Here is a 22,878-nt window from a genome sequence, read left to right as displayed (position 1 = left end):
GTGGGGGTCGTCCCGGCTCTACGCTTGCCGCAGCGATAAGAGGGGTTTTGGTCATGAACACGCTGTCCTTCCGGCTGCTCGGCCCTTTCGAGGTCACCGGCGGCGACGGCCGCGTCATCGACCTCGGCCCGCGCAAGCAGCGCGCGGTGCTCGCCGTCCTCGCCCTGGCGCCCGGCAGGATCGTCTCTCTCGACCGGCTGATCGACGAGCTGTGGGCGGACGAGCCGCCCTCCAGCGCCACCGCGACGCTGCAGTCGTACGTCTCCAACCTCCGCAAGGCGCTTGAGCCCGGACGCCGGCCGCGCACGCCCCCCGCTGTGCTGCTCACGCGCGAGCCCGGCTATCTGCTGTCCGTCGCGCCCGGCCAGGTCGACCTCGTACGCTTCGTCTCCTGGGTGGAGGACGGCCGCAGGGCGCTCGCCCGGCGCGAGTACGCCGCGGCGCGCGGGTTGATCGATCGGGCGCTGGAGACGTGGCGGGGCGAGCCGCTCGCCGAGTTCGCGGCCTACGAGTTCGCCCAGCCCGTCATCGCCCGTCTGACCGAGCTGCGGGCGGTGGCGGTCGAGGACCGGTTCGAGGCCAGGCTCGCCACGGGTGACGGGCCCTCGTGCGTGGCCGACCTGGAGCGGCTGGTCGAGGCGCACCCGTACCGCGAACGGCTGTGGAGCCTGCTCGTCCTCGCCCTCTACCGGTCGGGCAGGCAGACCGACGCGCTCGGTGCGCTGCGCCGGGTGCGCGCCCTGCTCGCCGAGGAGATGGGCCTGCAGCCCGGCCCCGAACTGCGGCGGCTGGAGCAGGCCGTGCTGGAGCAGTCGCCGTCCCTGGACGCGCCCTTCGAAGCGCCTGTCGTCGCGCGGGAGGCCGTCGTCCCACCGGCGGAGGAGAGGTCCCTCCCGGCGCCCGAGCCGCCGCCGTCCGCGGCCCCCGTCGCGCGCAGGCACGAGCTCGCCCGCGTCGCCGAACGGCTCGGCGGCGTACGGCGGGGCCGCGGCGGCGTGCTGCTGGTGACCGGCGAGCCGGGGATCGGCAAGACCAGGCTGGCCCAGCTCGCCGCGGAGGAGGCGGAGGCGCGCGGCGTCGCCGTCGTCTGGGGCCGCTGCGTGGAGGCCGAGGCGGCGCCGCCGTTCTGGCCCTGGCTGCAGGCGCTGCGCGAGCTGGGGGAGCGGGGCCGGGCGGCGGCGCGGCTCCTCGCGGGCGAGGGCGGTGCCGCCGCCGATCCGGAGGCCGCGCTCTTCGAGCTGTACGAGGGCGTGCTGGCCGCGCTCGCCCGGTCAGGCACGCCGACTCTGGTGGTGCTGGACGACCTCCACGCGGCGGACGCCGCCTCGCTGCGGCTGCTCGCCTTCCTCGCGGCCGAGCTGCACCGCAGGCCCGTCCTGGTGCTGGCCACCGTACGGCCGGAGCCGGGCAGGGAGCCCGAGCGGCTGCGCGACACCCTCGCCGCCCTCACCCGTGAGCCCGGCACCGAGCGCCTCACCCTCGCGCCGTTCACCGCGGAGGAGGTCGGCGCGTTCCTGCGGCGGCACGACCTGACCGACCCGGCGCTCGCCGAGGTGCTCTATCGGCGTACCGGCGGAAACCCCTTCTACCTCGGCGAGCTGCTGCGGCTGCTGGGCAGCGAGCACCGGCTCGACGCCGCGTCGCTGGGTGTGCCCGAAGGCGTCATGGAGGTCATCGAGCGGAGGGTCGCGCGGCTGCCCGACCCCACGAGGGACCTGCTGCGCCGCGCCGCCGTCCTGGGCCGCGACGTCAGCCTCGACGTTCTGGAGGCGCTCACGGAGACCCATGCCGAGGAGGTGATGTCGCTGCTGGAACCCGCCGTCGCCGTCGGCGTCCTCGCCGAGGCGCCGGGAGGCTTCGACTACCGCTTCTCGCACGCGCTAGTGCGTGACGCGCTCTACGCCGGGCTCGGCCGCCTGGAGAAGGCAAGGCTCCACCTGGGCGTGGCGGAGGCCCTGGAGTCCCTGCCGACGGCGCCGCCCGGCGGCGACGGAGCGGCGCGCCTGCCCGTCCTCGCCCACCACTTCGCCATGGCAGCGCGGGTCGGGGGAGCGGACAAGGCCGTCGCCTACGCCGCCAGGGCGGCCAGGCAGGCGACCGCGCAGCGCGCGTACGACGAGGCGGTCGAGCTGTGGGACAAGGCGCTGCTCGCCCTCGGCAGGCGCGACCCGGCCAGGCGGTCCCGCCTGCTGATCGAACTGGGCCGGTCGCTGCGCGTCACCGGGGACGCCGTGCGGGCACAGGCGGCACTCGAGGAGGCCATCGCGCTGGCGGAGGACACGGGCGACCGGACGGCCCTGGTGGAGGCCCTGGCGGTGTTCGGCACTCTCAGCGTCTGGAACTGGCGGTCGTACGGAGTGGTCGACGACCACACGGTCGCCCTCATCGAGAACCTGCTGGCGGGCCCGCTGGACGACGCCCACCGGGCGGCACTGCTCGGCACTCTCGGCATCGAGCTCAACTACGGGCCTCGCCGGGCGGAAGGCGAGGCGATGGTGGTGGAGGCCGTGGAGATCGCCCGGAGGATAGGCGACCCCGCCCTGCTCCTCCAGGTGCTCAACAACTACATGATCGCGTCCTGGGTGCCGGAGCGGGAGAACGAGCGCCGCCGCGCCGCCGAGGAGATGCTCGCGGTGCCCGAGCTTCCCGCCGCGGCTGAGATCGTGGGCCGGGTACGCCGGATGTCGTGCCTGTTCAGGGCGGGGGAGCTGGCCGAATGGGACCGGGATCTGGCCCGCGCGGAGCATCTGCTGCAGGAGGTCAGAAGCTCTGAGCTGACGGCCATGGTGCGCATCGCCCAGGCCGCGCGGCTGACCCTGGAGGGCCGCTGGGACGAGGTCGAAGACCTCGTCGGCGAGCTCGGCGAAATCTTCGGCGACAGCAGCATGTGGGGCCTGGGCGTCGTGCGGCCGACGATGCTCTACACCTGCCGGCGGGGACAGGGCAGGGTCGCCGAAATCCTCGAAGAGGTCATCACGACGGCGTCGCAGCCGCAGAACGACCCGCTACGTCCCATAGCCGTGCTCGCGGCGCTCGACGTGGGCGATCGCGAGCTGGCCGAAAGCCTGATCGCCCGATGGGGCACGACGATCCCCGACGACTGGTCGGGGGAGTTCGTCGCCGTCATCTGGTCGTACGTGGCGGCTCAGCTCGGCGTCCCCGATCCCTCGCGCCTTTACGACATGCTGGCGCCCTACGGGGACCGGCTGGCCCTGCACGGCCATGGCACGGCCGGCTGGGGCTCCATCCACCAGGCGCTGGCGATGCTCTCGGTGGCGATGGGCGACCGGGAACGGGCCCTCGACCACGCCCGCCGGGCCCACGAGATCCATCTCCGCCTGGGGCTGGACCACTGGGCGGGGCAGAGCGCGCGACTCCTGGCCGAACTGCGCGTATAAGGGGGTGCGTACGTCCCGGGGTCGTGTCACCATCGACGGAAGGCATCCGGAGGCCGGGAAGGCATCGGGGTGTCCGACTGTTCTGTCTAGTAGAGATGACATATATGCGAAACGAGCCCGAAGACCTCGCCATGGGCGATTACGAACTGGAAGAGCGCCAGGCGCTCCGCCGCGTAGCGGGTCTGTCGACAGAGCTCGAAGACATCACCGAAGTCGAATACCGGCAGCTCCGGCTGGAGCGTGTCGTCCTGGTGGGCGTCTGGGCGGGCGGCACCGCGCTGGACGCGGAGAACTCGCTGCAGGAACTGAAGCTCCTGGCCGAGACCGCCGGTTCCCAGGTGCTGGAGGGTCTGATCCAGCGCCGTGACCGGCCCGACCCCGCCACCTACATCGGATCGGGCAAGGCGGTCGAGCTGCGCGACATCGTGGCCGCCAGCGGCGCCGACACCGTGATCTGCGACGGCGAGCTGACCCCCGGCCAGCTCCGCCAGCTCGAAGAGGTCGTGAAGGTCAAGGTCATCGACCGGACCGCGCTGATCCTCGACATCTTCGCGCAGCACGCCAAGAGCCGCGAGGGCAAGGCGCAGGTCGAGCTGGCGCAGCTGCAGTACCTGCTGCCGCGCCTGCGAGGCTGGGGTGGCAACCTGTCGCGCCAGGTCGGCGGTCGCGCCGCGGGCGGCGTCGGCATCGGCGGCCGCGGCCCCGGTGAGACCAAGATCGAGCTGGACCGGCGGCGGATCCGCGAGCGGATGGCCAAGCTGCGGCGACAGATCAAGGAGATGTCGACCGCCCGGCAGACCATGCGCCACCGCCGGCAGGCCCGCGAGGTGCCCGCCGTGGCGATCGCCGGATACACCAACGCCGGCAAGTCGTCGCTGCTCAACCGGCTGACCGGCGCGGGGGTGCTCGTCGAGGACGCGTTGTTCGCGACCCTCGATCCCACCGTGCGCAGGGCGCGCACGCCCGAGGGCCGCCTGTTCACGCTGGCCGACACGGTCGGTTTCGTACGGCACCTGCCCCACCAGCTCGTCGAGGCGTTCCGCTCGACGCTGGAGGAGGTGGCCGACGCCGACCTGATCCTCCACGTGGTGGACGGGTCGCACCCCGACCCCGAGTCGCAGATCGCGGCCGTCCGCGAGGTGCTGGCCGAGATCGAGGGCGCGCGGGACATCCCGGAGATCGTGGTCGTCAACAAGGCCGACGCCGCCGACCCGGTGGTGCTGACCCGGCTGACGATGAAGGAACGGCACAGCATGGTCGTCTCCGCCCGCACCGGGGCCGGGATCGGCGAGCTGATGTCGATGATCGAGCGTGAACTTCCCCGCCTCGACCACGAGGTCAGGATGCTGGTGCCGTACGACAGGGGCGACCTGATCGCGCGGGCGCACAGCGAGGGCGAGGTCCTGTCGCTCGAGCACACCGGTGACGGCACGATCCTGCACGCCCGGGTCTTCGCCGGCCTGTACGCGGAGCTGGACCGGGTGGCGAAGCCCGTCGAGACCGTCTGAACCGTCTGACGCCTGCCAGCGGCGGGTCACCTTCCGCGTGTCGGTGGCCCGCCAAGGGTTGCCCTTGCTACGATAAGGAAAGCCTAATGGGACCTTATTGTGTGGGTAACAACATGACTCCAGGCAGTGCGGTCACCCTTTCCAAGGCGTTCGCGGCCATCGGATCGGCGTCGTCGATCCTGATCTCGCCGCAGCGTGTGAGACGACTGATGCGCGGCGATGCGCATGATACCGGCGTGCGTTTCTGTCGCTAACCCTGTACATCCGGCCCACCTGTGAAATAACGTAACTGAACTGAATCGCCCGGGTTCGAGATCCCGGCGGTAGGGTCATCGCACAACATCGGTGCGCGATGAGGCAGGAGACCCCCCAATGACGTCCGGACGCGCAGCGGACCCGGCGGGCCAGGCGCCCGCAGGCGGGGGCCGTTCGCCGTCCACGGATGTTTCGCAGGTGGTCGCATGACCGTTCGCCTTCTCACCAACATCGGCCGGCTCTGGACCGGGCACGATGTGTGCAGCAACGCCGCGATCCTGGTGCACAACGACCGCATCGCGTGGGTCGGCCGCGCCGCCGACCTCCCCCAGAGCGTTCCCGGCGTCGTGGACGACATCGTCGACGTCGACCATGTGGAGAACCTCGGCGGAGCGCTCGTCACGCCCGGCCTCATCGACGCGCACACCCATCCCGTGTACGCGGGCAACCGGTACGCCGAGATGGCGATGCGCTCCGGCGGCTCCAGTTCGTCGGCCATCGCGGCGGCGGGCGGCGGCATCGGCTCGACCGTCACCGTGACCCGCGGCACCGACCCCTGGACCCTGTGCAACGGTGTGCGGGAGCGGCTGCGCGAGTGGCTGCTCGGCGGCACGACGACCGTCGAGGCCAAGACCGGCTACCACCTGACCCGCGACGGCGAGCTGGCCGACGTGCGGCTGCTGCGCGAGCTCGAGAAAGAGCCGATGATGCCGCGGGTCCACGTCACGTTCCTGGCCGCCCACGTGGTGCCGCCGGAATACTTCGGCCGCCAGCGCGACTACGTCGAGGCCGTGGCCTCCTGGTGCGCGGACGCCGCCGGCGCCGGGGCCGACAGCGTGGACGTCTACTGCGACGACGGCCACTTCACCGCGGAGGAGGCCCGCTGGGTGCTGGCCTCCGGCCGCAACGTCGGCCTGCTGCCGCGCATCCACGCGGGCGCCTACAACCGGCGCGGCGCCGTCCAGCTCGCGGCCGAGATGGGCTGCGCCTCCGCCGACCTGCTCCACCACGCCTCGGACGAGGACATCGCGATGATGGCGAGGTACGGCGTGCCCGCCGTCGTCTGCCCCGGTGCCGCGCTCCAGGTGGGCCACCTCCCGCCGGTGCGCCGGATGCTGGCCCAGGGCGTCCCGGTCGCGCTCGGCAGCGACCACAACCCCGGCCACTGCGGCATCACCTCGATGTCCCTGGTCATCAGCCTGGCGGTGGCGGCGTTCGGCATGAGCGTCGGAGACGCCCTGCGGGCCGCGACTCTCGGCGGCGCCCAGGTCCTCGGCGCTCCCGACCGCGGCATCCTCGCGCCCGGCCGTCTCGCCGACATCGTCCAGTGGGACGCCGACCACGAGGGTGCGTTCGCCTGGTCGTTCGGCCTCAAGCCGCGTCGCGTGTGGCGGGGTGGAGTCCCCGTCCAGTGACGCCCCCGCTCGGCCCTCGCCGGGCCTTCCGGCCGCGGCGGTCGTAGATCCGCGCCGCGCGCCGTTTCCGTGAGGCCGCGGCACGCGGTTCATGCGACGTTTCGGGCGTGTCAGGCGATGTCCGAGTTCACGAAGAGGTTGCCGGGCGATCAGTGCTGGGTAATCTCGCGGTATGTCACCATCTGTCGCTGTCGTCACCGATTCCACGGCGTACCTCGGTGCCGAGGCGACCGGCAGGTGGAACATCACCGTCGTACCGGTTCAGGTGCTCCTGGGGGATCGCGAGATCGACGACGTGACCCCGTTCGACGCCGGTCTTCTCACGCACGCGCTCAAGGACCGCTCGCCCATCGTCACCTCGCGCCCGGCCCCCGAGCGCTTCGCGGACGCCTATCGGCGGGCCGCGGCGAACGGCGCCTCCGCGATCGTGTCCGTACACCTGTCCGGCGCGCTGTCCGGCACCGCGGACTCCGCGCGTCTCGCCGCGGGTGAGTCCTCCGTTCCGGTCGAGGTCGTCGACAGCGGATCGGTGGCCATGGGGCTCGGCTTCGCCGTGCTGGCCGCCGCGCGGGCGGCCACGGCGGGAGCCCCGGCCGCCGAGGTGGCCGCCGTGGCCCGGCGGCGGGCCGCTGCCACCAGCACCTTCTTCTACGTCGAGACGCTCGACTACCTCCGTCGCGGCGGCCGCATCGGCCGGGTGACCAACCTCCTGGGGTCGGCGCTGTCGATCAAACCGCTGCTGCGCATGGCGGACGGCGAGATCGGTGTGCTGGAGAAGGTGCGCACCGCGAGCCGCGCCCTCGCCCGACTGGAGGACCTGGCTGTCGAGGCAGCCGGGGACCGGCCGGTCGACGTGGCCGTGCAGCATCTGATGGCGGCCGAGCGGGCCGAGGTGCTCACGAAGGAGCTGACGGCGCGGCTGCCCAGGCTCGTACGGCTGTGGGTGGCCGAGATCGGACCGGTCCTCGGCGCCCACGTCGGCCCCGGCATGCTCGGGGTCACCGTCGCCCCCGTGGACTGAGCCCCTCGATACAGGCGGTGCGTCCGTACACCGGCTATGGACCTACGGCCGAGACGGGTGAGGGCGCACTGAGTTCGACGAACGTGTCGGGCACTGCTCAGCCTGTCCAAGTCCTGGGCTGCGCGGATAGGAGATCTCGAAGAAATCGAGGTGGCTACCCCGGTCACGAATGCCGCAACCCGTAAACCCGTTGTCGCGCTATTGACGCATGCAGTATCAAAGATATTGCTGCCATGCCGCGGAAGGATGCACAGAATTTGCCCAGGGATGGGCGACTGAGGCGTTACCCACAACTAGCGTCGGCAGTTGGCGGACGTATGGAGCTGTTCGGAAAGCGTTCTCGAACCGAAACGTCAGGTCCGTACGCCGGAAAAAGTGGAGCGCAACCCGGAGGTGACTCCGATGTTCAGAAAGACTCTCGCGGCTTGCGCGTTAGCGGCTTCGGCTTGCATCCCAGCGACGGTACAAGCCGCGCCTGCCCACGCGTCCCTGGTCGTACAGCAGGGCGGCGACGGTCAGCAGCAACAGCAGCAGGACGACGGTCAGCAGCAACAGCAGCAGGGCGGCGACGGTCAGCAGCAACAGCAGCAGGGTGGCGGCCAGCAGCAACAGCAGCAGGGTGGCGGTCAGCAGCAACAACAGCAGGGGTGAGAACTGAACCATCTGCCTCACAAGAAAGGAACTCTTGTGGGGCATTTCCTTTGTGCCGGCAGTCCGGCCGTAGATTGAGATCTCGCTTCCAGGCAGGCGTAGAGACGCGTACGGCCACTGTTGTGCTGACGATTGAGAATCGAGCGGTGGCCGCGGACAAGCCCGGGCCCGGATCGGTCATCACCGGCGGAATGCCGTTCACGAGCCGTGATCAGGATCTATGGCTGGGGTGTTGGCCGCACAGCCCGCACGGAATCCCCACGCCTCGCGGCAATAAGGGCTGATCCTGATCAATCCCGGCAAACCAGAGATACCCGATGAGCCGCCCAGGCGCCCATAGCTGGCCTGGCCTGACCTACCTCCATGCGCCTCACGCTGTTTCCACAGAATTCCGTTCGGGACCGGCCGGGGTCACGGTGTGTGCCTAACGTGCTTGACGTGCGAAGCAAGGAGTCTCGCGGTGCCGTACGCGGCGTCGTCGCCGGCGAGTCCCGCCTGCGCGGGCTGCTGCGTCCGTTCGACCCGGTTCCCCCGTCCGCCCGCCTGCGGTCGGCGCCGTCCCCGCCGGGGCCGCCGCCCTCGTTCGGCGCTCCCCACCCCGTCCGTACGGAGACCCGCGTGCCGGGCCGTCAGCCTGAGGAGGCTGAGGACGGTCTTGACCACGGGGAGCTTTCCGGCCTGCCCGAGGAGGTCGCGGATCGGTGGGAAGCACGCGCGGACGGACCGGAGACCTCCGCGCGCGACCTGCGAACGTTCGGACGGGCGGCTCTCGGCCGGGCCCTGCCACGGCTCGACCCGGGCATGCCGGGGCTACGGGTGCTGGTGGCCGCCGGGCTGCTCGCCGCGATCGTCACCGGGATCCTGGTCTGGCGGTCGAGGCCGGTGGCCGAGCCGATCGCCCCGCCGCTCCCGGCCGCCGCGGTTCAGGACCTCCGCCCCGCCGCCGACTCCGCGGGCGGCCCCGGGGCTGCGCCGGGTCCGGCGTCCCACGCGCCGGATCCCGCCAACGCTGCCGGGCCGGGCGCGAGGGCCTACGTGCCGGGATCCGGCGGCACCGCGGTCCCATCCGGCGCATCGGCTCAGGTCGTGGTGTACGTGACGGGCAAGGTCCGCGACCCGGGGGTGTACGTTCTCGCGTCCGGCTCGCGGGTCGCGGACGCGATCGAGGCCGCAGGGGGTCTCCGGAAGGGCGCGAAGCCCGGCGGAATCAACCTGGCCCGGCGGGTGGTGGACGGTGAACAGATCGCCGCCGGAAGCCCGGTGACGGCCGGGATGGATCCCGCCTCGGGTGCCGCGCCGGGGACACCGGGAGCCGGGGTGGTGAACCTCAACACCGCCACAGCCGAGCAGTTGGACGCGCTGCCCGGGATCGGCGGCGTGATCGCGCAGCGGATCGTCGGCTACCGGGACGCCCACGGGGGTTTCCAGAGCGTCGACCAGTTGAAGGAGGTTCCCGGAATCGGAGACAGGAAGTTCGCCGAGATGCGCGACAAGGTCTCCGTGTGATCGCCGTCGACCGGCACGGACGGCCATCACGAGAGCGGGCAGGTCGAGCCGGCCGCCGGAACCGGCCGGCTTCGACGGCGGCGCGCATGGGAACGCCCGGCTCCGGTGCCGTTCCGGACAGAGCGAGTGCGGGGGACGGGATGAGGGCGGGGAGCCCAGGCCCCGCGGGTTACGACGGGCTGGGGCATGAGCCGGGGGGTTACGCGCCGGGGCGCGAGGAACAGTGGCGCGAGGAGCAGCGGCGCGAGGAACAGTGGCGCGGTAGGGCGGGGCCCGGCCCGGCGGCACTGGCCGCTCCAGCGGCGGCTGCGTGGCTCACCGCTCTCGTAGTGCTGGGCTGCCCCGCCGTCGCCGGAGCCGCCGTGGCGCTGGCCGCCGCCGTGGCGGGCGTCGTCACGTGGGCGACAGCGCGGCGGCCGCCGAATCCCGACGTCGAGAGGGGCCGTGGCGTCGAGCGGGGCACCGACGTCGAGCATGGCTGTGGTGCCGAGCGGGGTGGGGACGTCGAGCGGGGTGGGGACGTCGAGCGGGGTGGGGACGGGACCGGCGAGTCGGGCTCGCGTGCCGAAGGGGGACGTGCCGACGAGTTCGCCGGCCCCGCGGGAGCGCCGGGGGCCGCCGCCAGGATCGCGATGGCGGTGCTCGCGGCCGTGGCCGTGACGGCCGCGGTGGCGGCGTTCACGGTTCTCAAGGTGACGACCGGCCCCGTGCCGGACCTGGCCGGCCGGGGCGCCACGGTGACCGCCGAGGCGGAGATCAGCGACGACCCGCGCATCCGGCCGCACCAGGGCGGGGTGGCCCGGCGGGAGACGGCGGTCGTCCGGGCCCGGTTGCTGCTGGTGTCGGCCGCCGGGGAGCGATACGCCGTGGACGTGCCCGTCGTGCTGCTCGGTCCCGCCGAAGGGTGGCGTTCACTGCTGCCCAGCCAGCGGGTCAGGGTGCGCGGGCGGTTGAGTCCGGCTGAGCAGGGTGAGCCGGTCGCGGCGGTGATGCTCGTCCGGGGGGCGCCCGAGCCGATCAGCGCGCCCTCGGCCGTGCAGCGTGCCGCCGGAGCGCTGCGCGCGGGTCTGCGCGAGGCGGCCGGCGTGCTGCCGGACGACCAGCGCGGGCTGTTGCCCGGCCTGGTCGTCGGCGACGTGTCGCGCCTGGACGAGGAGGTGCGGCTCGACCTGGCGACGGCGGGGCTCGGCCATCTCACCGCAGTCTCCGGCACCAATCTGGCCATAGTGGCGGGCGCGGTGCTGGTGCTCGGCCGTTTCGCCGGCCTGCCCCTGGTCCTCCGGGCCGCCGTCGCGGTCGTCGCGATGGTCGCGTTCTCGGTCGTGGCGAGACCGTCGCCGAGCGTCCTGCGCGCTCTCGTCATGGGAACGGTCGCCGCCGTGGCCCTCGGCACGGGGCGCACCCGGGACGGCGTCGCCGCCCTGTCGGCGACCGTGCTCGGACTGGTGGTGTTCGATCCCGGGCTGGCCCGGCAGTGGGGCTTCGCGCTGTCGGTGTTCGCGACCGGCGGCATCCTGGTGCTCGCGCCCCGGTGGCGTGACCGCCTGGCGGCGCGCCGGGTGCCCCGCCTGCTCGCCGAGGCCCTGGCCGTGACCGCCGCGGCGCAGGCGGCGGTCACGCCCCTGCTGGTGCTGATGTCCGGGCGCCTCGACCTGGCCGCGATCCCGGCCAACCTGCTCGCGGAGCCCGCGGTGGCGCCCGCGACCGTGCTGGGGTTCGGGGCCGCCGTGATCGCCCCGGTGAGTATGGACCTGGCCCGGCTGCTGGTGCGTCCCGCGGGGTGGGCCGTCGGCTGGATCATCGCGGTGGCACAGCGAGCCGCGGACCTTCCGTTCGCCTCGGCGGAGTGGTTCGGGGGAGCGGCGGGCCTCGCCGCGCTCGCGGTGGCGGCCGTCGCGGGCTGGCTCGTCCTGCGGGGCCGTGCCCGCAGGCGCCTGGTGGCGGCGCTCGTGGCGGGAGCGTTGCTCGCCGCCCTCGTGGCGGTGCCGGTGGTGTCGCCCTGGCCACCGCCCGGGTGGCTAATGGTCGTCTGCGACGTCGGCCAGGGGGACGCCCTGGTGCTGGCGGCGGGCCCCGGCCGGGCGGTGGTGGTCGACGCCGGTCCGCAGCCGGGCCCCACCGACCGGTGCCTGCGTGCTCTCGGAGTGCGGCAGGTGCCGCTCGTCGTCCTCACGCACCCTCACCTCGACCACGTCGGCGGACTGCCGGGGGTGCTGCGCCGCCGCGCGGTCGGGGCGGTGGTCGTGAGCCCGGGTCGCGTGCCGGAGGGCGAGGCCGGCCGCGTCTCCGGGCGACTCAGGGCGGCCCACATCCCGGAATGGCAGGCCGTCCCGGGGATGCGGTGGCGGTTCGGGCCGAGCGAGATCACCGTCCTCGCTCCCGAGGCCGGTGCACAGACGCCGGGCAGGGGCGAGGGGCCGACGGCCAACAACGCCAGCGTCGTGCTGCTGGTCCGCTGGTCCCGAGGGCCCGCCGCGCAGGGAGCAGGCGGAGCACGGGAAGCACCCCTGGGCGCGGCCCTGCTCGCCGGAGACCTGGAGACGGAGGCGCAGGAGGCCCTGGTGCGGCGCGGCCTGCCACGGGTCGAGGTGCTGAAGGTTCCCCACCACGGGTCGCCCAGACAGGCGCCGGCCTTCCTCGCTGCCACGGGCGCGCGGGCCGCCCTGATCAGCGTCGGCGCGGTCAACGACTACGGGCATCCCGCTCCGCTGACGCTGCGGCGCCTGCACTGGCTCGGCATGCGGCCCTACCGCACGGACCTGTCGGGGGACATAGCCGTCGTCGCCGCCCGCAACCGCCTCGCCGTGGTCGTACGGGGCAGATGAGCGCGGGCCGGGTGAGGGAGGTGGGGCAGGCCTGCGAGCCGGCCGGGCGGGCGGATGTGCCGTGGGCGGGTGAGCGTGGCATGCTGCGTGACATGGCGAACCCAGCACCCGTGACCCTGGTCGTCGGCGACGAGGAGTTCCTGTCCGATCGTGCCGTGGGCTCCATCGTGGCGGCGGTCCGCGCCGAGAACCCGGGGGCCGAGCTGCACGACCTTCAGGGGAGCAAAGTGCAGCCGGGAGACCTGGTCGGACTCGCCTCCCCCTCGTTGTTCGGTGACCGGTCGGTCATCGTGATCCGCGGGGCGCAGGACCTCACGAAGGACGTCATCACCGAGGTCGTCAAATACGCCGCCCACCCGGCCGACGACACCGTGCTCGTGCTGGCCCACCCGGGTGGCGTCAAGGGGAAGGCCCTGGTGGACGGGGTGAAGAAGGCGGGTGCCGACGTCGTCACGGTGGCCAAGCCGACCAAGGCGGGAGAGCGGCTCGACTTCATCAAGGCCGAGGTCCGCAGGGAGGGCCGCTCGATCTCGCCGGCCGCCGCCCAGGCGCTGCTCGACGCCGTGGGCAGCGATCTGCGCGAGCTGGCGGCCGCCTGCGGCCAGCTCGCCTTCGACACCGAGGGCAAGAACATCGACGAGGCGGCGGTCGCGAAGTACTACCGGGGACGCGCCGAGGTCAGCGGCTTCACGATCGCCGACCTGGCGATCGAAGGCCGGTTGGGTGAGGCGCTGGAACAGGTCCGGTGGGCCCTCGCCACGGGCGTGGCGCCGGTGCTGATCGTCAGTGCGCTGGCGGGGGGCCTGCGCTCGCTGGCCAAGGTGGGCGGGGCGCCCCGCAACCTGCGCGGCGGCCAGCTCGCGAGCCATGTGGGCATGCCGCCCTGGAAGATCGACCGGGTCAAGCGTCAGCTCGGCGGCTGGGGGCCGGAGGGAATCTCCGCCGCTCTGCAGGCCGTGGCCACCACCGACGAGCAGGTCAAGGGTGGCGGCACCGACCCGGCGTACGCGCTGGAAAAGGCGATCCACACGATCGTGGCCAGTCGCAACACCCGCTGAACCGCTCAGCGAGCGGTGGCGTGCGCGCCGGGGGGTTCGCCCAGGCCACCTCCGACGCGACCGTGCTGTTCAAGACCAACGTCACGTTCGACGAGTCAGCAACCGGGGACCCGCGACACGTTCATCCGTGAGCGCGGCGTGAGCGCCGCACGGGGTGGTCTCTCCGGACCCGGCTCGGCTGTGGGCCGCGGCTCCCGCTGTACGGCTCGCTTCAGGGCCGGCCGGGGTGCTCCACGTGCAGCAGCATCCGCTTGAGCAGCGCTGCGAGGGCGTCCTGGTCGTCCGGCGGCAGCACGCCCACCATCTCGTCCTCGACCTCGCCGCGCAGGTCCATCGCCCTGAGCCAGAGCGCGCGGCCCTCGCTCGTCAACTCCACATCCACTCGGCGGCGGTCCGCCGCGCTGCGGATGCGCCGGACGAGCCCGGCCTTCTCAAGGGTGTCCAGGCGGCCCGTCATGCCGGCGGGGGAGACCCGCAACTCGGCGGCGAGCTCCGTCGGGGTGGCCCGGCCGCCTTCTCCCCGGGCGCCGAGCCAGTGAAGGGTCTCGTACTCGAAGTCCTGCAGGCCCACCGCGGCCAGCGCGGTGTCCTTCGCCTGAGCCAGGTGCTTCACCAGGAACTGCATCCGGGTGACGATCGCCTCCACGCGTTCGTCGAAGGGCGCCTTCCCACGCCAGCGCGCGATGTGCCGGTCCACCGAGTCGTCCATCAGGCAATCATACGCCGGAGAAAAATACGTTGACGAAAGCTTCGCTGGCGAAATACCTTCCCTCCCATGATTGCACGTCTGGTCGCGGGGCGGACGGTCGCGGCGCTCGCCACCGCCCTCATTCCCACCGGCCTCACCCTCGCCGTCATCAGGGTGACCGGCTCCGCCCTCGATCTCGGCGTCGTCCTCGCCGCCGAGATGCTGCCCATGCTCCTGTTACTTCCCGTGGGCGGAGTCATGGCGGACCGCTTCGCGCCGAGGCGGGTGATCCTCGTGGCCGACCTGGTCCGCTGCGCCGCCCAGGTGGCGCTGGGAGCACTGCTCCTCCTCGGCCATCCGGGCGTCCCGGTGATGGCGGGTCTCGCGGCGCTCACCGGAGCCGCGGTGGCCTTCGGCGTTCCGGCCGTGTCACCGCTGGTCGCCGGGGTGGTTCCGGCCGAGCGCCGGCTGCGGGTCAACGCCCACATCGGAGTGGCGAGCGGCCTCGCCCAGATCACCGGCCCCGCGCTCGCCGGAGGTCTGACGCTGTGGCTCGGGCCGGGCTGGTCCTTCCTGCTCACCGGAGTCCTGTTCGCCGGGTCCGCGGTCACGCTGGGCGGCCTGGTCACGGCCCCGCGCCCGGTGACCCGTCGCGACCGCTTCCTGGGCGAGCTGAGGGAAGGATGGCGGGAGGCGCGGCGGCACCGCTGGTTCCTGGTCAGCGTGGCCGGGCACGGCGTCTGGCATCTCGGGGCGGGCGTGCTGCTGACCCTCGGCCCGGTGATCGCCGTACGCAGCCTGGGCGGTGAGGCCGTCTGGGTGGTCGTCGCGCAGGCGGGAACCGCGGCGACCCTGCTCGGCGTCTTCGTGGCGCCCAGGTTGCCGATCCGGCGGCCCCTCGCCGTGGCGGCGGTCGGGGCGGCGGTCTACGCGTGCCCGCTCGTCGCCTTCGCTCTCCCCGCGCCGACCCCGATCGTCATCGCCGCGTACGTCGTGGCGATGGCGGGGGTGGGGATGCTGACGCCTTTGTGGGAGACGGTGGTGCAGCAGCGGGTGGAGCCGCGCGCGCTCGGCAGGGTGGACTCGTTCGACGTGCTCATCTCCTACGCGGCGCGGCCGCTCGGGCTCGCCGCCGCCGCGCCGCTCGCCGCCTGGGCCGGAGCCGCGGCTCCGCTGCTCGTGTCGGCGGCTCTGGTGGCCGCGGTCAACCTGGCGGTGCTCGCCCTGCCCGAGGTCAGGCGGCGTACGGCGGAGGAGACCACGCCGGTGCAGGTCTGACCGGTGACGCGGCCACGACGACGGCGGGCACGACGACGGCGGGCACGCGAAAACGCCGCATCTCCCGTGAGAGGAGATGCGGCGTACGCCAGGCGTGAGTTACTTGGCGGCCTGCAGGGTGGCGGCGCGCTTGGCGATCGCCGACTTCCGGTTGGCAGCCTGGTTCTTGTGAATGACGCCCTTGCTGACGGCCTTGTCGAGCTGCCGGGACGCGGCCTTGAGCGCGACGAGGGCGTCGTCGACGTTGCCCTGGTCGGCGGCCTCGCGGAACTTGCGGACCGCGGTCTTCAGGGACGACTTGACGGCCTTGTTACGCAGCCGGTGCTTCTCGTTCTGCCGGTTGCGCTTGATCTGGGACTTGATGTTCGCCACGAAGAAAGCCTCAGTGTTAAGTCTTGGTCGGATGGGGCGCGCGGGCTCGTGAGAGGGCGCGCCACACGCAGTTGGACAGGATACCAACAGCCCGGGCCGCCGCTCAAATTCACGACGACAGGACCGCCCCCGCTCATGCTATCGCGGCGCGGCCGCCGCGGTCCGCACATCGGCCTGCCCGCCCGACGACTCCACCGGCCCATCGGGCCCGCCGCGCACCCACGCGCTCTCGTACTCCTTCCAGTCCTGCTCCGTGGCCGCGAAGTCGACGTACAGGGCCAGGCCGAACTCGGTGCGCGGACCGTGGTCGCTGAGCGCGAGCCGCGCGCCCTCGGCGGCGGCCTGGACGCTCTCGGCCCGGTCGCCGTACCAGACGCCGTGGTCGTGGTACGCCGGAGCCCCGATGAGCAGGGTCTTGTCCTCGGGCACCAGGTCGAGGGCGAGCGTGGTCTGCCGTGCGACGTAGCCGCCATAGAGGGAGTTCAGCGGCGTCCACGAGTCGTACGTCATGATCGCCACCTGGTCGGTGAGGCCCACCACCTGGCGGAAGTAGTCCGGCGTCCAGTACTTGTCGTGGCCGATCGCCAGGGCGGTGGGGGCGCGCAGGCCGGGCAGCGGCTCGATCTGCTGCGTGGCGACCGACAGCGGCCGGGCGCCGATGGCCGCCCGCGTCTCCCGCAGCACGCTGAGGAACGGCCCGTCCCCGTCGTCGACCGGCTCGAAGTCGTAGTGGATCCCGTCGAACCCGACGGCGACCAGGTCCCGGGCGCCCGCCACGACCCTGGCCCGGGTCGCCGTGTCGGCCAGGCTCAGGTGGGGCTTGCCGTTGTCGTTGACCGTCTGGCCGAGCCAGGCCGACACCCGGACTCCGGGCACGTTCGCTCGCCACCATTTCAGGAAATTTCTGGCATTGGGGTAGCGAACGGGTGGCAAGGTCCCGTCGTACTCGTACGGCCCGCTGTGGACGTACACGTCCCTGATGCCGCTGGCGCGCAGCCGTACGGCGAGGGCCCGCACGTCGGCCTCGGTGCGGCGGCCGTCCACCCACGCGTGGCCCATCCACAGGGCGTCGTGGCCGGTCGTCCTGGCCCAGCCGGCGGGCGTTCCGGCGAACTGGAGGCGCAGCGTGGCGGCGCCGGCCAGCCCGAGCGCGAGCGGAACGGCCACGACGATGGCGGCTAATCGCAGAACTCGTCTGGTGGTCAAGGCAAGCATCCGGACATGCCACCATGGAGGGTGGCTGGTCCGCCAGCCTCGGGAGGGCCCGCCGCGCGTGACGAGGGTGGCCCGATCGACCAGCAGTCATCCAATTTGTCGAAACGGACCCCGGTGCGCATCCAGCCTGGCCAGACCGACCCCGCGTTGATCCGCAACTTCTGCATCATCGCGCACATCGACCATGGCAAGTCGACCCTCGCCGACCGCATGCTGCAGATCACCGGCGTGGTGGACGACAGGTCGATGCGTGCGCAGTATCTCGACCGCATGGACATCGAGCGGGAGCGGGGCATCACCATCAAGTCGCAGGCCGTGCGGCTTCCGTGGAACGGCCACGTCCTCAACATGATCGACACGCCGGGCCACGTGGACTTCACCTACGAGGTGTCCCGGTCCCTCGAGGCGTGCGAGGGCGCGATCCTGCTCGTGGACGCCGCCCAGGGCATCGAGGCGCAGACGCTGGCCAACCTCTACCTGGCCATGAACGCCGACCTCCACATCATCCCGGTCCTCAACAAGATCGACCTGCCCGCGGCGCAGCCGGACAAGTACGCCGAGGAGATCGCGGGCCTGATCGGCTGCGACCCCGGCGACGTGCTGCGCGTGTCCGGCAAGACCGGCGTCGGTGTCAAGGAGCTGCTCGACCACGTCGTGGAGCACATCCCGGCGCCGGTCGGCAACGCCGACGTCCCCGCCCGGGCGCTGATCTTCGACTCCGTGTACGACACCTACCGGGGCGTCGTGACGTACGTCAGGGTGGTGGACGGGCACCTGTCCAAGCGCGAGCGCGTGCTGATGATGTCCACGGGCGCCCAGCACGAACTGCTGGAGATCGGCGTCATCTCGCCGGAGCCCATGCCGTCCGACCGGGGGCTCGGCGTCGGCGAGGTGGGCTACCTGATCACCGGTGTGAAGGACGTGCGCCAGAGCCGGGTCGGTGACACGGTCACCAACGCGCTCAAGCCCGCCGCGGAGGCCCTGGGCGGATACGAGCACCCCAAGCCGATGGTCTACTCCGGGCTCTATCCGATCGACGGCGACGACTACCCCGAGCTGCGCGAGGCCCTCGACAAGCTCCGGCTGAACGACGCCGCCCTCGTGTACGAGCCGGAGACCTCGGCGGCCCTCGGCTTCGGCTTCCGCTGCGGCTTCCTCGGCCTGCTGCACATGGAGATCGTCCGTGAGCGGCTGGAGCGCGAGTTCAACCTTTCGCTGATCTCGACCTCGCCGAACGTCATCTACCAGGTGATCATGGAGGACGGCAGCGAGCACGTCGTCACCAACCCGTCGGAGTTCCCGGCCGGCAAGATCGGCCAGATCTTCGAGCCGATGGTGAAGGCCACGGTGCTCGCACCGTCCGAGTTCATCGGCGCGATCATGGAGCTGTGCCAGGGCCGCCGCGGGCAGCTCCAGGGCATGGACTACCTCTCGGAGGACCGGGTCGAGATCCGCTACACGCTTCCGCTCGGCGAGATCATCTTCGACTTCTTCGACCAGCTCAAGTCGAAGACCCGCGGGTACGCCTCGCTCGACTACGAGCCGTCCGGGGAGCAGGAGGCCGACCTGGTCAAGGTGGACATCCTGCTGCAGGGCGAGACCGTGGACGCGTTCAGCGCGATCGTCCACCGCGACAAGGCGTACGCCTACGGGGTGGAGATGGCCAAGAAGCTCAAGGAGCTCATCCCGAGGCAGCAGTTCGAGGTGCCCATCCAGGCCGCGATCGGCGCCCGTGTCATCGCCCGCGAGAACATCCGCGCCATCCGTAAGGACGTCCTCGCCAAGTGCTACGGCGGTGACATCAGCCGTAAGCGCAAGCTGCTGGAGAAGCAGAAGGAAGGCAAGAAGCGGATGAAGATGGTCGGCCGGGTGGAGGTCCCCCAGGAGGCCTTCGTCGCCGCCCTCTCCTCCGAGGCGCCGGACAAGAACAAGAAGTAGCTCTGTCTGAATTGACCATAACTTAATAGGATCGCGGGGAAACATGACCATCCGTTAACGTTTGGGCATGCACATCCTCTCTGTGAACGTGGGCCGGGCCGTCGACGCCGAGTGGGCCGGAGAACTTCGGCGCACCGCCATCGACAAGCGGAAGGCCGAGGGTCGCGTGGCCGTACGCGACAACGGCCTGGAGGGCGACGAGCGCGCCGACGCGGCCAACCACGGTCACCCCGACCAGGCGGTGTACGCGTACGCGCGGGAGGACTACGACTGGTGGGAGCCCCGTATGGGCCGGGACCTGCGTGACGGCCAGTTCGGGGAGAACCTCACGACGTCCGGGGCCGACGTGAGCGGCGCCGTCCTCGGTGAGCGGTGGCGGGTGGGCACGGCCGTCCTGGAGGTCACCTACCCCCGCATCCCGTGCGTGGTGTTCCGCAACTGGCTGGACGAGCGCGGCTGGGTGAAGCGCTTCACCGAGGCCGGCCGTCCCGGGGCGTACTTCCGGGTGGCCGAGCGGGGCGAGCTCGGCGCGGGCGACGAGATCGAGGTGCTCGACCGGCCCTCGGACGGGGTGACGATCGCCGAGGCGTTCCGGGCCTACCACGGCGACAGAGACCTGATGCTGCGGATCCTCGCCGTTCCCGGCCGCAGCGACAAGTGGGACAGGGTCGCCGAGCGCGTCCTCGGCAGCCGCACCGGCGTGGTCGCGTCCTGATCACGAAGCGCCCGCACGGTAAGGGCGGTGGCCGAAGAGGTCTCTGATGATTGGTGGCCCTGCCGCCCCCTCCCGGAACGGCGCCGCCTGCCCGTGGGAACCGGTTTGGCCGGAAGCCGGGCCACGAGGATGATCGAGGAGTGTCGCGGGACTCCTTGGAACAGGCGCGTCGGCTGTGGGCGGCCCTGGCCCGTGTCACGGTCGCGTTTCCCCCGTCGGGCGGCGTGACCGTCGTCGTCTCGCCGGAGTCGTGGTTGTGTCCGCCCGGATGGGCGGGCGTAGTCGAATTGGACGGGGCCGTCCTGGCGACCGTGCCGGAAGCCGGGTTGGCCGGGCGGCTGCACGATGCCCTGCTCGGCGCGCTCGACACAGACATCGACCTGTCCCGGCTCCCCGGCCGCCTGACCGTTCACGACGTCCTGGGCCCGGCGACGCTGGCGTACCTGGACGCCGCCGACTTCGCCCCGGCCCATCGCGACGCCGACGTCGAGCGGCTGCCGCCGGGACATCGGGATGTCCGCCCACTGGTGGCCTCGGTGGACGCCCGGGATGCCGACGAAAGCGGCATGGAGGAGGTCGCCTCGGCGGTTCGGGTGCTACGGGAGGGCCGTGACGTGGTCGCCGCCGCCGGGTATCGCCCTTGGCTGGACACGGCGGCCCATCTGTCCGTCCTGGTCGCCGCGGCGCACCGTGGTCGTGGCCTGGCTCGCCTGGTGGCCTCGGCGGCGGTGGCGGACGCATTGGCCGACGGGCTGCTGCCCCAGTGGAGAGCACGCCCCGAGCCGTCACGGCGAGTGGCCCGAGCGCTGGGCTTCCGGGAACTCGGCTCGCAGATCAGCCTCCTCCTGAAGCCCTGACAGCGGCCCAGGGCCCGGGATAGTCACGGCGCCGATTTCCCGCGAGGGTTCACGCTCCCCGCCTCCATTGGCACCACCGCGCCGCGCGAATGCGACCAGCCTGCGCACACACACTTGTGGTCGCTGTGAAGACGATTGGAATCAGCTGTCAGCGGAGGATGGAGTAGAGGCGGTGGTGAGGGAGGCTTTGGCGACGCCTGCCGCCAAAGGACCAGTAATGACGTGCACCGATCTTTCTCAGTTCCGGCCGTGGGCCTTCCCCAGGGGTATAAGGCGCACATCCCCGCAGGACTGTACAAGCGACGGCGAACGCCCGTCACTGAAGAAGAAGGTGCTACCAAGTTGTACCGCTACGCTGCACGGAATTCGCACCAGGCCGTGCTCCTGACGACCCGGCGGCTGGCCCTGACCACGCTTGTGATCACGGTGGCGGGGATTTCCGCCGCGCAGCCGTCGAACGCCCGCGTCGCCGCCCACCACGCGGTGCTCGAAGCATCTCACCACCCCGGCCCCGGCGGAGGCGGAGGTCAGGTGATCAGAGGGGGACGAGCCGGCGGCGGCCAGAACCGATCCGGCATGGGTAGGCACAACCAGAGCGTCACCGGCACTGTCGCTCCCACCTTTGTCCAGGGAGCGTCACAGCAGGCATTCACGAACGATGGTTCGTTCGACGTGCAGAACGGCGTCTGCTGGAGGCAACCAAACACCTGCGCCGTCGGGCAGAACATGCCAGTCCGCCACAGGCCATGACGGGGTGAACTCCCACCGCTCCCGCCCCGGTAGCCGAGCGTGTGCGAGTTCCACAGCACCGCTACGACGGGGGAGGGGAGCCGTATGGGGTCCCCTCCCGGGGGGTGGGGTGTCAGCGGAGGATGGAGTAGAGGGCGGTGGTGAGGGAGGCTTTGGCGTCGTCCTGGTCGATGGACCAGAGCATGGAGCCGCCGAGGCCCTTGAGCCGGATGTAGGCGGCCTTCTCCACCATGACGGCGGGGTCGTCGTAGGACCAGAACTCGTTGCCGTCGTAGAGCCACAGGGTGCCGGTGAGCAGGTCGCGGTAGCGCTTGCCGGGCTTGTTGACGAGGTTCTTGTAGTCCTCGTTGCCGGCGGCCCAGGTGCCGGGGGCGGGGCCGGTGGCGGTGGCGTACAAGCCGTTGCCGCGGGTGGTCACGCCGGTCCAGCCCTGGCCGTAGGCGGGGACGCCGATGACGATCTTGCGTGCGGGGGCGCCGCGGCCGATGTAGTCGCGTACGGTCTGGTCGACGCTGAACTTCACCTCGTTGGGGTCACGGCGGTCGGTGAGCAGGTTGGCCTGGTGGCCGGTGCGGTTCTCCCAGGTCCCGTGCAGGTCGTAGCCCTGGACGGTGGCGAAGTCGAGCTGGTCGAACACCTTGCGGACCTCGAAGCCGGCGTCGATCTTGGCGGCGGCGGCGGGGAGGAAGGCGGTGAGCTCGGCCCGCCGGTCGTACGCCTTCATCTGGCGGCGTAGTTCGGCCAGGAACAGGGTGAAGTTCTGCTTGTCCTCGGGGCGGATGACGTTGCCGTCGTTGCCGGCCGAGCCGGGCCACTCCCAGTCGAGGTCGATGCCGTCGAAGACGCCGGCGGCGCCGCCGGCGGGCAGGCCGGGCAGGTCGCCCTTGAGCCACAGGCCGACGCAGGAGGCGGCGAGCTTGGCGCGGGCTTCGGGGGTGAGGACGGCGTCGGAGAAGTACTTCGAGCCGGTCCAGCCGCCGAGGGAGATGAGGACCTTGAGGCCGGGGTGGCGGGCCTTGAGCTTCTTGAGCTGGCCGAGGTTGCCCTTGAGCGGCTGGTCGTCGGTGTCGGCGACGCCGTCGACGCTCTGCTCGGCGGGCACGGGACGCTGCCAGTCGGCCCAGGGGTCGGCGGAGTAGCAGGTGCCCTCCGGGCCGACGAACCCGAAGGCGTAGTTGAGGTGGGTCAGCTTCCCGGCGGCGCCACTGGCGTCCACGTCCTTCACGTGGAAGTTCCGCCCATAGATGCCCCACTGGATGAAGTAGGCCACCCGCTTGTAGCGGTCCCCGCCGCCGGTGGCGGCCTGGGCCGCTGACGGCGCAAGCCCGGCCGCCAGGGTGGCGGCGACCGCCACGGCGAGGGTCCTTCTCATGAGCACGCCGGCCTCCGAGCGCTTTTTATAGGAAAGTTTCCTGTAAATTGTCGCGA

General features: G+C 71.8%; 16 protein-coding genes. 11 read left to right on the top strand and 5 right to left on the bottom strand.

Features of this window, described 5'->3' with window-relative positions:
* Positions 1–53: 53 nt before the first annotated feature.
* The 4 genes from HHX30_RS03465 to HHX30_RS03450 all read left to right on the top strand — a co-directional run bounded on the left by HHX30_RS03465 (position 54) and on the right by HHX30_RS03450 (position 7,597).
* Entirely contained in the window at positions 54–3,398 is a 3,345-nt protein-coding gene (locus tag HHX30_RS03465; protein WP_169979220.1) for a BTAD domain-containing putative transcriptional regulator, read from the top strand.
* Positions 3,399–3,502: 104 nt separating this feature from the next.
* A complete protein-coding gene (gene hflX / locus HHX30_RS03460) occupies positions 3,503–4,906 on the top strand; it encodes a GTPase HflX (RefSeq protein WP_396703183.1) in 1,404 nt (467 codons plus the stop codon).
* A gap of 461 nt (positions 4,907–5,367) precedes the next feature.
* Positions 5,368–6,576, top strand: a complete 1,209-nt coding sequence (hutI, locus tag HHX30_RS03455; RefSeq protein ID WP_169979216.1) for an imidazolonepropionase — start codon at positions 5,368–5,370, stop codon at positions 6,574–6,576.
* A 172-nt stretch (positions 6,577–6,748) separates the two neighbouring features.
* Positions 6,749–7,597, top strand: a complete 849-nt coding sequence (locus tag HHX30_RS03450) for a DegV family protein (RefSeq protein ID WP_169979214.1) — start codon at positions 6,749–6,751, stop codon at positions 7,595–7,597.
* Positions 7,598–8,029: 432 nt separating this feature from the next.
* Here the strand turns inward: HHX30_RS03450 and HHX30_RS03445 are convergent, their stop codons facing one another.
* Entirely contained in the window at positions 8,030–8,260 is a 231-nt protein-coding gene (locus HHX30_RS03445; RefSeq protein WP_169979212.1) for a hypothetical protein, read from the bottom strand.
* A gap of 426 nt (positions 8,261–8,686) precedes the next feature.
* Here HHX30_RS03445 and HHX30_RS03440 point away from each other — a divergent pair, with 426 nt between their 5' ends.
* The 3 genes from HHX30_RS03440 (at position 8,687) to holA (ending at position 13,637) form a co-directional block, all read left to right on the top strand.
* Positions 8,687–9,754: a ComEA family DNA-binding protein gene (locus HHX30_RS03440; RefSeq protein WP_211591455.1), complete on the top strand. Its 1,068-nt coding sequence runs from the start codon at positions 8,687–8,689 to the stop codon at positions 9,752–9,754.
* A gap of 140 nt (positions 9,755–9,894) precedes the next feature.
* The gene (locus HHX30_RS03435) at positions 9,895–12,579 is read left to right on the top strand and encodes a ComEC/Rec2 family competence protein (RefSeq protein ID WP_169979210.1); all 2,685 of its coding nucleotides are present in this window, start codon (positions 9,895–9,897) and stop codon (positions 12,577–12,579) included.
* A 92-nt stretch (positions 12,580–12,671) separates the two neighbouring features.
* Positions 12,672–13,637 carry a DNA polymerase III subunit delta gene (gene holA, locus HHX30_RS03430; RefSeq protein ID WP_211591454.1) on the top strand — a complete coding sequence of 322 codons (966 nt, stop codon included), beginning with the start codon at positions 12,672–12,674 and terminating at the stop codon, positions 13,635–13,637.
* Between the two features lie 211 nt (positions 13,638–13,848).
* On the opposite strand, the gene HHX30_RS03425 is transcribed toward holA, so the two are convergent.
* The gene (locus HHX30_RS03425; protein WP_169979206.1) at positions 13,849–14,346 is read right to left on the bottom strand and encodes a MarR family winged helix-turn-helix transcriptional regulator; all 498 of its coding nucleotides are present in this window, start codon (positions 14,344–14,346) and stop codon (positions 13,849–13,851) included.
* Between the two features lie 66 nt (positions 14,347–14,412).
* On the opposite strand from HHX30_RS03425, the gene HHX30_RS03420 reads away from it, so the two are divergent.
* Entirely contained in the window at positions 14,413–15,603 is a 1,191-nt protein-coding gene (locus HHX30_RS03420) for an MFS transporter (protein ID WP_169979204.1), read from the top strand.
* Between the two features lie 99 nt (positions 15,604–15,702).
* Here HHX30_RS03420 and rpsT read toward each other — a convergent pair whose 3' ends face one another.
* Complete coding sequence (gene rpsT / locus HHX30_RS41235) at positions 15,703–15,975, bottom strand: 30S ribosomal protein S20 (RefSeq protein WP_169979202.1); 273 nt, start codon at positions 15,973–15,975, stop codon at positions 15,703–15,705.
* Positions 15,976–16,113: 138 nt separating this feature from the next.
* Positions 16,114–17,190, bottom strand: coding sequence for a hypothetical protein (locus HHX30_RS03410; RefSeq protein ID WP_211591452.1), 1,077 nt, complete (start codon positions 17,188–17,190; stop codon positions 16,114–16,116).
* A gap of 114 nt (positions 17,191–17,304) precedes the next feature.
* Between HHX30_RS03410 and lepA the strand changes: the two genes are divergently transcribed.
* From lepA to HHX30_RS03395, 3 genes are all read left to right on the top strand, one after another.
* Positions 17,305–19,128 (top strand): translation elongation factor 4, encoded by a 1,824-nt coding sequence (gene lepA, locus HHX30_RS03405; protein WP_310741696.1) that lies wholly within the window; start codon positions 17,305–17,307, stop codon positions 19,126–19,128.
* A 67-nt stretch (positions 19,129–19,195) separates the two neighbouring features.
* A complete protein-coding gene (locus HHX30_RS03400) occupies positions 19,196–19,843 on the top strand; it encodes an MOSC domain-containing protein (protein ID WP_169979198.1) in 648 nt (215 codons plus the stop codon).
* Positions 19,844–19,998: 155 nt separating this feature from the next.
* Positions 19,999–20,700, top strand: a complete 702-nt coding sequence (locus tag HHX30_RS03395; RefSeq protein WP_249349534.1) for a GNAT family N-acetyltransferase — start codon at positions 19,999–20,001, stop codon at positions 20,698–20,700.
* An 862-nt stretch (positions 20,701–21,562) separates the two neighbouring features.
* Here HHX30_RS03395 and HHX30_RS03390 read toward each other — a convergent pair.
* Positions 21,563–22,822, bottom strand: a complete 1,260-nt coding sequence (locus HHX30_RS03390) for a glycoside hydrolase family 18 protein (RefSeq protein ID WP_169979798.1) — start codon at positions 22,820–22,822, stop codon at positions 21,563–21,565.
* Positions 22,823–22,878: the final 56 nt, after the last annotated feature.

The organism is Microbispora sp. H10836 (assembly GCF_012999525.1).
Classification (GTDB): Bacteria; Actinomycetota; Actinomycetes; order Streptosporangiales; family Streptosporangiaceae; genus Microbispora.
The sequence above is the reverse complement of the archived record's forward strand: the minus strand, read 5'-3'. Positions and strand labels throughout refer to the sequence as shown.